The organism is Chryseobacterium sp. UNC8MFCol (assembly GCF_000482305.1).
Lineage (GTDB): Bacteria > Bacteroidota > Bacteroidia > Flavobacteriales > Weeksellaceae > Chryseobacterium > Chryseobacterium indologenes.
Genome location: NZ_AXUZ01000004.1, coordinates 481,173 through 496,897, shown reverse-complemented (window position 1 = coordinate 496,897; position 15,725 = coordinate 481,173). Strand labels below are relative to the sequence as shown.

Below are 15,725 nucleotides of genomic sequence, written 5' to 3'. Positions count from 1 at the left end.
TCAAGAAATATATAATTAAAAACTAAGTGAATTTATGCGAAGGCAAGGCTGGCTTCCTTTGAAGCTTCCACCATTGCTTTTAATGCTTTCTCCGTTTCATCCCAGTGACGGGTTTTCAATCCGCAGTCAGGGTTTACCCAAAGTTGCTGAGCAGGAATTACAGCCTGTGCTTTTTTCAGCAACTCAACCATTTCTTCTTTGGATGGTACCCTTGGAGAGTGGATGTCATAAACACCCGGACCGATTTCATTCGGATATTTAAAGTCTGCGAAAGCATTTAATAATTCCATCTGGCTTCTGGAACATTCAATCGTGATCACATCGGCATCCATATCAGCAATATTCTTGATAATATCGTTGAATTCGGAATAACACATGTGGGTGTGGATTTGTGTAGAATCCTCAACACCACTCGCCGAAATTCTGAAAGCTTCTACCGCCCACTGTAAATAGTTTTGCCATTCTGATTTTCTTAAAGGAAGACCTTCTCTGATCGCCGGTTCATCGATTTGTATAATTCTGATACCTGCCTTTTCAAGATCTGTAACCTCATCACGAATTGCCAAGGCAATCTGTTTGCAGGTTAAGGAACGAGGCTGGTCATCCCGTACAAAAGACCACTGAAGAATCGTTACAGGTCCTGTCAGCATTCCTTTTATCCATTTATTGGTCAGTGATTGGGCATATTGTGACCAATAAACCGTCATCGGATGAGGGCGGTGAACATCCCCATAGATCACCGGAGGTTTTACACAACGGCTTCCGTAGCTTTGTACCCAGCCATTTTGAGTGAAGGCAAACCCGGCCAGTTGTTCTCCGAAATATTCCACCATATCATTGCGTTCAAATTCTCCGTGTACCAATACATCAATCCCGATTTCTTCCTGCCATTGGATGGTTCTTTCAGTTTCTTTCTTCAATAAATGATCATAGTGTTCTGCAGTAAGTTCCCCTTTTTTGAATCTAGCTCTCCAGCTTCTTACTTCTTTCGTTTGTGGAAATGATCCGATCGTGGTGGTTGGAAATAATGGAAGCTGTAATACTTTTTGCTGAACCTCTTTTCTGATATTGAAAGGATTTTTTCTCTGCGCATCTTTTTCTGTCGTTACTTCGACACGGTTTTTTACCTCCTGACTATGTATTAATGTTGAGGTTTTACGGTTTTCCAGGGCTTTTTTATTTTCAGCCAATAGCTGTAAAGTAGGATAATCCGGATTTTCAGAGGCTAATTTTTTTAATACAACAATCTCATGGACTTTCTGTTTCGCAAAAGCCAGCCACTGCTTGATTTCGGGAGATAAAATATCCTCATTTTTTTCTGAATCAAGATCAAAAGGCGAGTGAAGTAATGAACACGACGGAGCAATAAACACTCTTTCAGACCCGATCCTGTTGATGACTTTTCTGATATATTGTAATGATTTTTCGAAGTCATTTTTCCAGATATTCCTTCCGTCTACGATTCCTAAAGAAAGACTTAAAGTATCAGGAATTGTCGATAATACCTCATCCAATTGTTCAGGATCCCGCACCAGGTCAATATGCAAAACATCGATGGGAAGAGAAACGGCTAGAGAAAGATTATCATTTAATCCTTCAAAGTAAGTCGCGACAATCAATTTCAACTTTGGAAATTGTTTTCTGATTGTGCTGTATACTAACTCAAAGGCTTCTTTTGCCTTTTCGTTAAGATCTAAGGCAAGGAACGGTTCGTCAAACTGGATATATTCTGCTCCCTGGTTTTCCAGTTCTTTAATGATTTCAAGATAAACAGGAAGAAGATTTTGAACCAGGTCTAATTTATCAAAGCCTTTTTCTTTTTCTTTCCCCAGAAGAAGGTAGGTAATAAGACCGATAATAACAGGTTTGGCATTGATCCCTGTTTGTCTCGCATTCATAAAATCGATAATGATTTTGTTTGAAAACAACCGGAATTGCTGATCTTTCTGGAATTCAGGAACGATATAATGATAGTTGGTGTCAAACCATTTGGTCATTTCCATAGCAGTAATATCCAGGCCATCTTTCTGATGTCCTCTTGCCATCGCAAAATACAGATCAAGCTCTGAATATTTACGATCGGTGGCAATGTCCTGATAGCGCTCCGGAATGGCACCCACTGCTAAAGTCATGTCCAATACATGATCATAATATGAAAAATCATTGCACGGAATAAGATCAATACCTGCTTCCTGTTGTAATTTCCAGTTTTGTTCACTGATGGTTTTCCCTGCTTCTTCTAATTCATTAATAGAAATTTTCCCTGCCCAATACTGTTCGCAGGCCTTTTTTAGCTCTCTGTTGCTACCAATACGCGGATAGCCAAGAATGTGTGTTTGCATTTTCTTTTCAACTTTTAAATTAAACTCTGGTTTTTAAAAGCTCTTTTGAATGCTTCACAATACTTTCGAAAGCGATAAGAATCTTTGTGGGAGAGGTACAATAAGGACGTAATTTTCCTGTTAACGGTGAAATACGTTCAATGTATCATCTGTATGACCCAAAAGCTTCAGACCGCGAAAGCATTGTCAATTCAGAACAGGCAGGTCTCCTGGCTTGTAACAGTTTTTATCATCCTTCCCGCTATTGGCAGTGGATATTCTGGGATAAAAACCTTTGGATGTTACTTACAGTTGCGCGACAGCTCGTGATTTTCACACGATTCCCTATTAATTTACATTAGGTAAAACCTCTTCCGGTTGATGAAGTATTTTAAAGAACAAAATATGGCGTAAAGATAGATAATTAAGATGTTTGGTTGGTATTGTTTTAAAATTTAAGGATAAAATTTTGTTTTTGATTATTTTAAAAGGTAAATATTCTTTATTTTTGAAAATATCAATTGTAAAAAGAATAATATCCTGTGGAAAGACTTGATGAAAAGGATCTTCAACTGCTAAGAATCCTGCAAAAGAATGCAAAACTGACCGTAAAGGAGCTTGCTAAAGAAATAAACCTGTCACCTTCTCCCGTTTTTGAAAGGGTAAAAAGGCTGGAACAGGAAGGATATATCAAACATTATGCAGCTGTTTTAGAAGCTGAAAAACTGAATCGTGGATTTACCGTGTTTTGCCAGGTTAAATTGAAAATTCATGACCGGTCTGTAGGACATCAGTTTGTGAAGGATATTGTGGAGATTGAAGAAGTGGCAGAATGTTATAATATTTCCGGTGATTTTGATTTTTTGCTTAAAGTTCAGGTACGGGATATGAAGCACTATCAGGATTTTGTTTTCAATAAACTGGGATCAGTAGATTCTATCGGCAGTACACACAGTACTTTTGTAATGGCTGAGGTCAAGAACACACATGGCGTGACGATATAAAATAAACTAAAAAAAACAGTACCCTACTTAGGTACTGTCAATATTTTTTTACTTCTTGCGACAAGCTTACGGCTCATCACAGGTTCTTTTCAGCTTTGTAAATATTTTATCAAAGTCTTTATACATATTGGTTTCAGCATCGCGTTTCTGTCTGAAGCTGCTGTTGGCGCAGTTGTGGAAGCTCAATCCAATCATATCGATCAGGGCATAATCTTCCTTCTGAGGATCGTTTAATTTTGTATTGAATCTTGCCATAACACCTTTAGGGTCGGCATTGCTTTTACTTTTCAGTTCAATATAATTTTTCCATGCTTCAAACATTTTTTCCCTGTCGGGAGATGATATCGCATCAATATGCTCTCTGCAGGTAGAGTAGAATTTGCTGTCTTTTAATGTGGTAGGGTCGGAGTAAGCAAGAATTTCTTCTTTGTTAAGCTGATACTCATTTTCAAAAGATTCGATGGTTTGCTGCTGCAGCTTTTTCCACATCGGCAGGTTGATTACTTCAAGGCTGTACAATTCTTTTTTCTTATCCTGATATTGTTGTTCCAGCTGCTTCAGGTACTCCTCTTTATTTTTACGTATTTCTTCAAGATTGGAAAGCTTAAACACCGGCTGGATATCAAACTGTACTCCATTGAACTGATACAACAGCTTATTCACGCCGTCTATTTCCTCTTTTTTGTATTTGGCAGCGTCAAAATATCCTTTGTTGTCACAATTGAAAGTCTGATAATTATAAAGGGTCAGACTGGTGTTTTTTGCAGGAGCTTTCTGCCCCCATATGGTAGTAACAGATAGAGCTAACGAAAGCCCGACCATCATTTTTTTCATGTACATAGTAATTGAAGAATCCGAATGTTTAAATTTCGTTCAAAATTAATGCTTTAAATTTGAAAATTAAAGGATTAGACCAAATTTATGTATTTATTTTCTCAATGTGATAATATTTTCAATGAGACCATCTTGTAAGGTTTGATATTTTATTGAAAATTAATGTATTAAGAGATGTTTTGCGCTTTGTTATATCTGGATTTAATTTTAAAGAGGATGTAGCAAATACCATTGATTCAACTTTTTTCTGTCGCTATCAGCCGGAAAGTTTTTTATGACACAACTTTTAAAAACAACAGGTCCTATACAACCTGGTATTGCATCCCGAAACTTTTGTACAGGTAAAAGCCGAACACCAGAAATATCAATTATTTTTTTTCCGATGAAGTGAAGTAAGAAATGCAGATTTTTTTGATATGCTGATCTGTATTGCCTATTTCGAATTAAAATGATGGTTTTGTTTCCAAAATAGACAATTGCAGAAAAGGAGTGTATTACAAATTTTCCTGATTTTATAAGCTTTTTAGTATGTTTTTAATTTTGTTTTGTTTTATTTTGCACACCACAAAATTTTAAACTGACTTCAGATAGCGGGTCAGTGAATGTAACCAAAGAATTACAGAACAAATATTAATATGTACGACAAATTAGAACAACTGTTTTACAGGGGTGAACTGGAGCAGTGTATTGCAGAAGGAGAGGCATACTTATTATCTCATCCTGATGATGAAGAAATTTTATTTTTAATGGCAATAGCCAGTCATGATAACGTTTATTATGATGGTCATGAGGCCGTTTTTGATGCTATACAGGAAAAAATGCTTCCTTACTTCCGCAGAGTTTTACAACTTAATCCCAATCATCAGAAAACACTTTACAGTATTTTGAGCTATCCTTTGGATAATCAATATACGCTGGCGCAGATCGGTAAAAGAAAAAAGCATATTACTGAAGACAATAAGGAAGAATTTATTTCATATGCTGAACAGATGCTCGACGATTCTGAAAATGCAGTCTTCGGATATGATTTTCTGGTTAAAATTTATGAGTCTCTAGAACATAATAAAGTCCTTTTAAATAGTCTGGAAGCCGGCATTTACTTTTTTCAAAAAGAATTTGCAGATAATCGGGAACTGAGGGATCGAAATACATCCCTGTTCTGGATTAAGAAAATATATCTGCTTGACCGCGAGAAAATGATTTCAGGAGCTGACCTTACGGCCATGATTGAAAGAGATCATACAACATTTGTAAGCAGAAATGAATATGATTTTATGAATCTTGCTGATATTGCCTATGAAAACGGTACCGGGGATCTTTCTTTGAAAATGATGCTGAAAGCCATTAAAGGAGAGAATTCTGCTGTGCATATTCAAGAAAAACTGGTAGATTGGTACCATCGTTTTACAGAGATGGTTCAAAAAGGGTTTAATCATCCGGATGTTTTTTATTACCAGCTGATTATCGAAAGAAGCTATCCTGATCTGTTGAATATTACTGAAGATTTCTACTACCACCATGCTCTTGAAGTCATCAATATCCATCCGGAAAATTTTTCGGGCTATCATTTTGCAGGGACGTATTTGTATGAAAAAGAACAATATTCGGAAGCGGTTCCTTTACTGGAAAAAGCCGTGCAGCTATCTTTCAATGCAACATCCTGGAGAAGGAAAGTGGAATCAGAATATTACCTTTACGGATCGGTGCCTGCTGAAGTCCCGGCTTTCACAGATTATCCATCCGATATCTATAACGAAGGTGTTTTTATTTCAGACTTTATTGATGAAATAGAGAATGATAAAGAGACAACAGAATGGGTGGACGTAAGCCGCCAGGTATATGAGAGGGCCTACCATGCATTCAGGAGGTATTATGAAGAAGGCAAGTTTGAAAGTGATTATTATAATGATCTTCATACCAGGGCGATGTGCTGTAATAATCTGGCCATCAGATATTCCCTGTCGGGAGACGCCCATGCTGCGGCTGTCACGGCTTCTGAAGGTTTGCAGTATTCAGAGTTCGGAGAGTTGCATCTTGTCCTGATCGATGCCTTATTGGATGGTGAAGATTATGAAAACGGAGCGGTGGCATTGAAGAATTATTTCCATCTGTACGATGAATGTGAAGATTTTTATTATAAAAATCTCTATAACAGGGCACGGCAGCTTGAGGTACATGGTATTTTAGGAACCTATGATATCTATGCTGATGCCCAAGAAATGCTTATTTCTCTCTATCAGCATACAATAGACAACTCTGAAATAGATGAAGACGACTACAGGGATCTCGAGGCGGCCAAGAATACTTTAGAAAGAATTCTCTACGAGCGTTTTGAAACCGAAGAAAGCATAACCCGCCAATCCTATTATGAAAATATAGCCAAACAATTCCCTCTGGAGCCTAATCCACAATATGTCCTGATGCAGATTTTTAACGAAAATGAAGATTATGAAGGGGTTGCCAGAACAGCAAAAAGTTATCTTGACAACAAAAAGAATTTCCTTTTAGATCCTTTTGATAAAGTCAAGACTCTGTATATGATTCTTAAAAGTGATTATCTGAGCGGAAGATATGCGGATGCGGCCTCATTATTCAGTGAATGTGATGCTGAAAGTGGTGAAATAATGAATCCTGAAGATTATGTACTTTGGCTGCGCTATGGTGTTCAGATCTTTGAAAAATTGAATAATAAAGAGCAGACCTTATTGCTTGCTGACAGATTTTCCGGCATCTACCAAAATGAAGAGTGGGGATATGACAGTCTGATGGAAGATGTTGAACTTGCCAAGGCAGGGGTGTTGTATCATTCGGGAAATCTTAAAGAAGCTCACGCAGTTTTAGAATATATACGTTCGTTTTCAGATTATAATCCTCTCGCAGATGAATATAAAAATTCATGGAAGAAGCCGGGATTGTTTTCTAAGTTTGGATTTTAAGAGATAGAATATGGCACATCGTATTTACACTTATAATGTTGATTCTACTACTCTGGATGAGTTTCCACATTATCTTGGGGAATGGAATTATGAGATCCCGGAGCTGTTACTTCCTTTATTTTCAGGTAATCCGAGATCAAAAGGAAAAGCATTGGTCTTTGACAAAGAAAGCGGAATTTCAATGTTGAGAAGTTTTTATGATCTGTTAGGGGAGCATTACCGGCTGACTTATAAAAAGGTATTCTATGAGCCTGTCAATAAAATGTTTGAAATTTTAAATGAACTTCCTTATGATACTTTTGTAATGAACGCAAGGGATGTCTTCAATATGAGTGAGGAAAAACATAGTGATCAGGCAAAAGATTGGGTGCTGGAAATCAAAGAGAAAAGCAAACTATATCAGAAGGCAATCCGCAACAGAGACCTGGCAAAGCTTGAAAGAGCACTTTTTTCAAGGCACGGATATGATTCTTTTTTAGAACTATTGGAAACAGACTGGGTTAAATACGGACTTGGATATTGGAATGAAGAACTCTGTAAAAATCCGTCAGAGGTGTATGAAGTGAACGGACTCTGGGGATTAAAAAGCTACAAAGGTGATATATTAGCTCCGCCAGTGTATGAAGAAATTTTCGAAGCAAATGAGGATGGAGTAGCCGTGGTACAAAAAAACGGCAAATTCGGATATCTGTCAAACGACGGAAAGACTCTCACAGAATGTGTATATGATGATGCCAATGATGCTTATTTCATAGAAGAAAAAAATTACGGACCTGTATTTATTGGCAACAAAGCAGGTTTATTAGATATTACTACCACAGAACTGATTATTTCCTGCGAATATGATGAGCTTGAATTGTTAAGATATACCGGACTCTTCAATGCTAAAAAAGACGAAGTGTATTGTGTAATTAATATAAAAGGCAAACAGGTTGTCGCAGATCATTCGGACAAACCCTTTCATTATGATTATTCCGGACTCCTTTATCGTCACCTGAAAGGAACTTCAAAAAGAGCTTATTACAGTCTTGATGGTATTTTCATGGGTGAGTATCCTGAAGATGTTTTATCTGCTATTTCAAACGGGTTTTATTTTGCCAAACCCAATAAATTTCAGAAAAAGACAAACATCATTAAACCGGACGGAATCCTTCTGGATGAAGAAATAGACCTTATAATGGCGCTTGGCGATTACGGATATACCTCTTTTGCGTACCGAAAAGATAAAGAATGGTTTATTTATGATATACAATCCGGAGAATTCAGGTTAAAAGAATATAAAATAGTAAATATTCACAGAGATTGGTTTACCCAATATATGCGTGATGTATTCATGATTTCTGATGGAAAAGGCTGGGGTTTGTATCAGTCTGCCCGGGACCGATGGCTTCTTCCCCTTTCTGAAGCACATAAAAAAGTAGAATCATGTAAACTTGAAGTTTTTCGTATTACTACAGACCGAGGTATGTTTTATTATGACCAGAAATCAGATGCTCATAGTGCAATCTATGATTATATCTGTGAGGGAATAGACTATACCGAAGATTTATTATGTCTTTTTAAAGGAAATGAGATGTTCATTCTGGATATTGAAAGAAGGCTTCATCAGGTGTCCGATTATCAGATGGGAGCCGTATTTAGCAAAAAATATAATCTTCGTGGAAAAGATCTGCAGTTCTTTATAAATTTCTACAATCAATGGGTTGAACAAAAAGGTTCCGGATACGAAGAATACTTTGATGACAAAACACTTACAGAACGTGCAGAAGAATATGTAAAGGAAGGAAACATACAAGAAGCAGTACGGTTGTATGCAATAGGCGTTAGTCGTGGTAATGCAGACATGATGGTTGAACTTGGCTATATTTATGCTCACGATGATTATCCCGAATTTTACGATCTCAGTAAAGCGCTGGCTTTGTACGAAAAAGCATCTCTACAAGGTCAGCCTGTTGCGTGGAACAATCTGGGATATCATTATCAGCAGGGTATCGGATATCCGCAGGATATTAGAAAAGCTTTACAATGCTTCAAAAAATCGGCAGAGCTGGGAGATGGGCTGGCGATGCAGAATCTGGGACTGCTGTATTTTTATGGAGATTATGTTCTCAAAGACTATGATAAGGCGTTGGAATATTATCAACAGGCAGAAAAGAAATTGTATTTCAATCCGGATAAGATTGCTGAAATTTATTATCAGCAAAGTGATTATGCAAACCTTCAGCGCTATTTAAGGAAGGATACCGAAAACACCTATTCCAATATTTACTACGGAATCCTTTTTGACGAAGGATTGGGTGTTAAACAAAATCCCAAAAAAGCAATTAAACATTTTGAAAATGCTCTGGCCTATTCTACGTATGACCATGCTTTGAGAAGATTATTATATTATTATAAAGAAGATCCTGCCTTTGCCGATCCTGAAAAATATCAATATTGGAAAAGATATGGTGAGGAAAATGATATGGAATGATAACGAAACTATCCCAATAACGGGATAGTTTTTGCTGAAGAAACGACAGGTCAAAAGTACGCTATTGCGAGGGCACATCTATGTAATTACTTACTTCGATGAGGTTTTGATCAGGATCCCGGAAATACACTGACATTATTTTTCCCAAAGCTCCGGTCCTGGCTACAGGTCCTTCGATGATCAGGATGCTTTTATTTCGCAACTCTGCTGTAACCTCATGAATATCAGTTTGTGCAATAAAACAAAGATCGGCAGAACCACAGGTAGGAAACTCTGCCTTGGGTTCAAACTCATTCCCCTTTTGATGAAGATTGATTTTCTGATTCCCAAAGCTCAGCGCTTTTCTGTTATCTCCGAAAGTTATTACTTCAAATCCCAGTATTTGGGTGTAAAATTCGACCGTTTTATCGATACTTGCAACGGTGAGTACAAGGTGGTCCAGGTTTTTAATTTTCATATATAATCTATTTAAATTTGAAGTTCAAATACATCATTTTACAGTAAATATTGTATTTTAGTTTAAAATAATACAGGATACACTAATAACATGAATTGGGATTTAATTTTTTTCGTTTCTACATTGGCTATTTTTGCCGCAATTTCTTACCTTATTATGCGTCTGTGCAGAAGATGGACTGAAAACAGCAGATACAAGCATCTTCTGAATTTTTTAATACTTATCATTTCATTTTCCGTGATCATGGGTATTGCTTTTATTATGGTTGTTGCTAACCTTAGCTTTCAACGATAAGAAACTGTCTTTTTTCATGATCAACCCATAGGCGATCAAAAGGTTTATAAATAGCGAAAGCCATACGGTAATACCATAGAATAATTCGTAATCATGGTATTCTTCATTATAAAACAAATTTTTAATAATTCTGAATGTAATGGCTGTCGTTGTTACTGCATAGCCTGAAATCATATAGTTTTTATGTCTGTTTATATTTCCTTTCCTGATGGAAGTAACGGCTGCTATGGTAAGGTAAGCCCAAAGAATATCCTGCACAAGAAATCCGGTGATCCCGATAAGGCCGCCATTGGAAAATATTCCAAGAATAAAACAGGCCGGAACATTGATGATCAGGATATTGTAAACATATATTTTCCCGATCAACCGATGCAAACTTCTGTTTTCATATAAAAACCGATTCGAAAACTGCGTTAAACCTGCCAAAAGACAAAACGTTATGGAAAAAATATGAATGTAAAAAAAAGTTAGCCAACAGGGATGATTAACCACTTGCTGTTTAAACATCAGAAAGCCCACATTTTTTTCAAAAGAAGTATACTGAGAAATCGTTTTCAGCATTATAATACTGAAGAAGATCACTAAGCATACCGCTATAATCTGAATGATCTTTATTGCCAGAGATTTGGTCATCGGTTATCGGTTTTTAGCAGCAGTATCTTAATCTCCCGGAATGATCCTGATTTGAATTTTCATATCGTGATACCTTTATAAAATGCTCTTAATTCTTAAATGCTGTAACAGTATAATGGTCTTGGCATCATTGATTTCCCCGCTGTCTATCATAGCAAGAGCTTTTTCGAAATCTAATTCCAGGACTTCAATATTTTCTCCTTCTTCTTCAAGCCCGCCACCCTCTGCAACTTTCATTTCATTGGAATATTCAGCGATAAAAAAGTGAAGAATTTCTGTGACAGAACCCGGAGACATATAGGCATTGAATACTTTTTCAACTTTTGAAATCTTATATCCCGTTTCTTCTTCTGTTTCCCGTTTTATGCAATCTTCGGGATTATCATGATCAAGAAGTCCGGCACAGGCTTCGATAAGCATTCCTGTACTATTTCCGTTGATGTAGGTTGGTAACCGGAATTGTCTTGTCAGAATAACCGTTTGGGAATCGGTATTATACAAAAGGATAACCGCTCCATTGCCTCTGTCATAGGCTTCTCTGCTTTGGGTTTCCGTAGTTCCGTCTTGTTTTTGAATAGTATAGGTTACTTTATTTAAAGTATACCAGTTGTCTGATAATATTTCTGTTTTGAGAATAGTAATAGTAGGATTATGCATAAGAGCGATATTCTGTATTTAGATATTAATATTTATTTTTTTCTAAGTAAATCCTGTAAAGCCTCTTGGAGATCACCGAATGTAAACCGGAATCCTGCTTCCCGGATTTTTTGTGACGAAGCTCTTGATCCTTCCAATACAGCGGTAGAAAGTTCTCCAAATATCAACTTTAAAATAAAAGAAGGAACATTAGGCATCCATAAGGGTTTTTGTAATACTTTGGCAATTTCTTTTGTCAGTTCTGCATTGGTGATATGTTGTGGAGAAACGGCATTGTAAGCACCGTGTATACCCGGGTTTTTTAAAGCGAATTCATAGATTGAACAAATATCTTCAATATGAATCCACGGCATATACTGTTTTCCGCTTCCCAAAGGTGATCCGACATAATATTGAATGGGAGTAATCATTTTCTTTAGGGCTCCGTCTGTCTCCGAAAGCACGACTGCGGTACGAATTTTTACTACTCTTTCTGCAATATTATGTTCTTTGAAATGATCCGCTGCATTTTCCCATAAAACCACGACCTCACTTAAAAAATCATGTCCCGGAGGATCACTTTCAGTGTAAATTTTCTCACTTGTGCGGGTACCATAAAAATTGATTCCCGAAGCTGAAATAAAGGATTTCAGTTTAATCTCTTTCTTAGCTAAAATATTTCGAAGCAAAGCGGCAGAGTCTATCCTGCTTGATATCAGTTCTTTTTTTCGCTCATCCGTCCAGCGTTTCTCAGAAATATTGGCACCTGCCAGGTGAATAATATGAGAAACATTTTCAAACGCTTTCTCATCAGCAGTTTTCTTTTTAATATCCCATTCAAATTCATGGGCATGTTTTTTTTTGCGGGTCAGGAACCTCAGCTCATACTCATTCCCGATTCTTTTAGCCAGTTCTTTGGCGATCATGCCGCCGCCACCGGTAATCAGAACAACTTCTTTCATAATAATAGATTTTAGTGGTGTATAGACGATGTTAAGCCTGATTTTTGACAATCAGAACGAAATCATCTTCCAAAAGTTTATAACCGTAATCGTAAATAAACTTATATTCTGAGCCATTTTTATAGACTTTCACATTAGTAAAATAATCAAAATCAAAGCCAAGACTTTCAAGCTTAGCCCGGGTGACCTTTGCTTTACCCTCTACATTTACTTCCACAAGAATACGGTAGTTTTTACGAAGCTTGTTATTGATATTTCGCATCAGATTACTGGAATCCTTATTCTGCTTATTATTGAAGGCATTACGGCAGGCGTCATTGCAGAATTTTTTATCAGACCTCCCGATTATTTTTTCGCCACATTCCAGACAGTTCATGATTTTTATTTTTTCATTTTTTATGTGGATTTGTATGACCGTGTATATGCTTTTTTCTTAGCAATCTTTTAAACCTGCTGTGAGACGGATAGCTTCTGTTGGACGTTATATTATTGAAAAATAAGGCCACAAGCAGCAGGATAATACACCCCGACAGAACAGGGGAGATAACGTACCAGTATCCTAATTCCGGAATTTTTCCGGTTGAGCTTACCGCAATGAGGGCCGTAGCACCTCCCGGCGGATGAAGAGTCTTGGTATACTGCATCAATACAATAGAAAATGCCACAGCGAGTGGTGCCGAAAGCCAGATGATATCAGGAACAATCTGATAAACGGTAACTCCAACCAACGCCGAAAGAACATGACCGCCAACAAGATTTCGGGGTTGTGCCAACGGACTTTGAATAGCACCGTAAATCAAGACACTTGATGCTCCAAAAGAACCGATCAGAAATATATTTTCAGTCTGCGCTAAAGAATGCGACTGTATAAAAGCGATGATACCAATTCCAAAAAATGCTCCCAGAAATGACCAGAAATGTTCTTTATAGTCAACGAGCGTCTCTTTATAGATGACATATTTTGAAACTCTGAATGTTCTTTTTAAACTCTTCTTCATTTAATCTTCTTTATTTTTTATGATTTGAATTAAATTGTCTGCGAAAGGACGGGTATAAACACCTTCTTTATCATAATCGGGATCCAGAATGGTCATTTCGATGCCAAAGCATTTTGGGCTTTCCACCAAAGGTGTAAGAATTTCGTGGAGATTATGATAATCGATTCCATCTTCTGTTCTGCTGTCTACAGCAGCCATGATCTCGTCTTTGAGGATGTCTGCATCCAGATGAATAAAGAATCCGTCAAGCTGTTTTTCTGTAATTATTTTCAGGAAATCCTCAGCTGTTTTTCTAAAGCCGTTTTTTCTCAGATTTTCAAGATCGAAGTAATGTATTTGAGAATTAATAATCTGATTGACATATTCTTCATCATCAGTTTCTGCATTTCCACAGCAGAAAATATTGTCTTCCTGAAAATAAGGTTTAAGTCCGTTAATGTCGGTTAGTTTGTTGTGCCCGATCCCGGACACAATGGCTAGATCCATGCCTGCAGCCCCACCAGTTTCGGATAAGTGTGGGGGAATAAAATCAGTGTGTCCATCGAGGTAGAAAAGTCCGAAATTACCTATTTTCCTCAAAGCAACAGCGTTCCCGATCAGAATACTGCAGTCACCTCCCAGGATAATATTAAAAACATTTTTATCATAGTTTTGAAGAAGGAGCTCAGCTTGTTGCTTCGCATATTCAATGATCTTATCTGCATTTCTGACGCCGGATTCCTCATCAAAGCTCATGGCATATTTGGGAGCTTCCAGTCGGAAAACACGATGGGGAGATATTCTTTTGTGAAAGTCAAATTTCTTGAGCCAATCCGGAAGTTTCCTGACCCCGGGTTCAACTTCATGGTCCTTTTTTGTAAGTCCAAGATTGAGAGGAAATTCAAAGATGTTAATATCCCTTTTCATAAAGAATTTTAACAAAGATAGGGAATTATCCGTTTGTAAATGGATAGAATGAAGTATGTGTTTTCCATACAAAAAGAAAAAAGGAAAGAAAAAAATAATTATTTTCACATATTGCTGATTGACGTATGGTTGTACATTTTTTTTATTTTAAAAATTAAATAAGAACAAGAAAAAAAACAATTAAAAAATATAAGTTATGAAGAGAGAAATTAAACCGGAATATACCTTAAAAATGTATGAATTATTGGCAGGTATATGGATCGCAGGATGTATGCACACGGCTTCTGAACTGAATATTGCAGATCATCTTGCAGGTGGACCAAAAAAAATAGCTTCATTGGCCCAAGAGCTAAATGTATTAGAAGGGCAGCTATATCGAATTATGAGAGCCTTAAGTAGCGTAGGTATTTTTGAAGAACTTGAAAACAGAACCTTTTTATTAAATGATTTTGGAGCAGCTTTACAAACAGATGTTCCCGGAACTTTAAAAGATTTTGTTCTCGCTAATATGAGGGAAAGCTTAACTGTTTTCAGAGAACTGACTTATAATGTACAAACCGGAAAAGTTCCTTTTGAATATGTTCATGGTATGAATCTGTGGGAATATTATAAAAAATATCCTGAATTGGGAGCCAATTTTGGTAGGGGAATGACGGGATTGTCAGGAGTTGTCCTCGAAAAAATCATTAATGTTTATGACTTTAGTAGCTATAAGAAGATCGTAGATATAGGTGGAGGAAACGGATCAATGATGTTTTCAATATTAAATGCTACGCCTGGCCCATCGGGAGTAGTTTTTGATGCCGGTGATGTTGTCAGAAAAACGACTGAGCTTATTCCTGAAAATTTAAAGGAACGGTGTACCGTTTCGGAAGGTAGTTTTTTTGAAAAAGTCCCTGATAATGCTGATCTATATACTATGAAATGGATTCTTCATGACTGGAATGATGAAGAATGTATTGCTATTTTAAAAGTATGCTTTCGGGCTATGAATAAAGGATCCAGATTGTTGATAATAGATGCAGTTATTCCTGATGATTCTCAAAATCAACCCCATATTGGCAAATTGCAGGATATCGTGATGATGGCTTGTCTCTCAGGAAAAGAAAGGACATTAAACGATTTTAAATCACTTATAAAGGATGCTGGTTTACAATTTAATCGTATTATTCAAATAGGTACAGATCTTAGCAGTATTATTGAGTGCGAGAAAATCTGAAGTGAGATTGCTGCAAGCATTAATAAAATAGGATGTTCAAAAGTTGAATGTC

13 protein-coding genes and 1 riboswitch are annotated in these 15,725 nt (G+C 36.9%); of the genes, 4 read left to right on the top strand and 9 right to left on the bottom strand.

Annotated elements, in window-relative coordinates:
- Positions 1–32: 32 nt before the first annotated feature.
- Entirely contained in the window at positions 33–2,342 is a 2,310-nt protein-coding gene (gene metE / locus M030_RS0105545) for a 5-methyltetrahydropteroyltriglutamate--homocysteine S-methyltransferase (protein WP_027372585.1), read from the bottom strand.
- 181 nt (positions 2,343–2,523) lie between these two features.
- Positions 2,524–2,709, bottom strand: a riboswitch (cobalamin riboswitch).
- A 154-nt stretch (positions 2,710–2,863) separates the two neighbouring features.
- Between metE and M030_RS0105535 the strand changes: the two genes are divergently transcribed.
- Entirely contained in the window at positions 2,864–3,325 is a 462-nt protein-coding gene (locus M030_RS0105535) for an Lrp/AsnC family transcriptional regulator (RefSeq protein WP_027372583.1), read from the top strand.
- 66 nt (positions 3,326–3,391) lie between these two features.
- On the opposite strand, the gene M030_RS0105530 is transcribed toward M030_RS0105535, so the two are convergent.
- Positions 3,392–4,159: a hypothetical protein gene (locus M030_RS0105530; protein ID WP_027372582.1), complete on the bottom strand. Its 768-nt coding sequence runs from the start codon at positions 4,157–4,159 to the stop codon at positions 3,392–3,394.
- Between the two features lie 635 nt (positions 4,160–4,794).
- Here M030_RS0105530 and M030_RS0105525 point away from each other — a divergent pair.
- Positions 4,795–7,095 carry a hypothetical protein gene (locus M030_RS0105525; RefSeq protein ID WP_027372581.1) on the top strand — a complete coding sequence of 767 codons (2,301 nt, stop codon included), beginning with the start codon at positions 4,795–4,797 and terminating at the stop codon, positions 7,093–7,095.
- Positions 7,096–7,105: 10 nt separating this feature from the next.
- Positions 7,106–9,568 carry an SEL1-like repeat protein gene (locus M030_RS0105520; protein WP_027372580.1) on the top strand — a complete coding sequence of 821 codons (2,463 nt, stop codon included), beginning with the start codon at positions 7,106–7,108 and terminating at the stop codon, positions 9,566–9,568.
- Between the two features lie 61 nt (positions 9,569–9,629).
- Here M030_RS0105520 and M030_RS0105515 read toward each other — a convergent pair whose 3' ends face one another.
- From M030_RS0105515 to M030_RS0105485, 7 genes are all read right to left on the bottom strand, one after another.
- Positions 9,630–10,025 carry a VOC family protein gene (locus M030_RS0105515; protein ID WP_027372579.1) on the bottom strand — a complete coding sequence of 132 codons (396 nt, stop codon included), beginning with the start codon at positions 10,023–10,025 and terminating at the stop codon, positions 9,630–9,632.
- 228 nt (positions 10,026–10,253) lie between these two features.
- Complete coding sequence (locus tag M030_RS23770; protein ID WP_227533395.1) at positions 10,254–10,826, bottom strand: DUF2306 domain-containing protein; 573 nt, start codon at positions 10,824–10,826, stop codon at positions 10,254–10,256.
- A 201-nt stretch (positions 10,827–11,027) separates the two neighbouring features.
- Positions 11,028–11,609: a GDP-mannose pyrophosphatase NudK gene (gene nudK / locus M030_RS0105505; protein WP_027372578.1), complete on the bottom strand. Its 582-nt coding sequence runs from the start codon at positions 11,607–11,609 to the stop codon at positions 11,028–11,030.
- A 32-nt stretch (positions 11,610–11,641) separates the two neighbouring features.
- Complete coding sequence (locus M030_RS0105500; protein WP_034722111.1) at positions 11,642–12,550, bottom strand: TIGR01777 family oxidoreductase; 909 nt, start codon at positions 12,548–12,550, stop codon at positions 11,642–11,644.
- A gap of 31 nt (positions 12,551–12,581) precedes the next feature.
- Positions 12,582–12,926, bottom strand: a complete 345-nt coding sequence (locus M030_RS0105495; protein ID WP_034722110.1) for a hypothetical protein — start codon at positions 12,924–12,926, stop codon at positions 12,582–12,584.
- A gap of 13 nt (positions 12,927–12,939) precedes the next feature.
- Complete coding sequence (locus tag M030_RS0105490; protein WP_027372575.1) at positions 12,940–13,548, bottom strand: HPP family protein; 609 nt, start codon at positions 13,546–13,548, stop codon at positions 12,940–12,942.
- Positions 13,549–14,454, bottom strand: a complete 906-nt coding sequence (locus tag M030_RS0105485) for an arginase family protein (protein WP_027372574.1) — start codon at positions 14,452–14,454, stop codon at positions 13,549–13,551.
- 196 nt (positions 14,455–14,650) lie between these two features.
- Between M030_RS0105485 and M030_RS23765 the strand changes: the two genes are divergently transcribed.
- Entirely contained in the window at positions 14,651–15,673 is a 1,023-nt protein-coding gene (locus M030_RS23765) for a methyltransferase (protein WP_051584893.1), read from the top strand.
- The last annotated feature ends 52 nt before the right edge of the window (positions 15,674–15,725 follow it).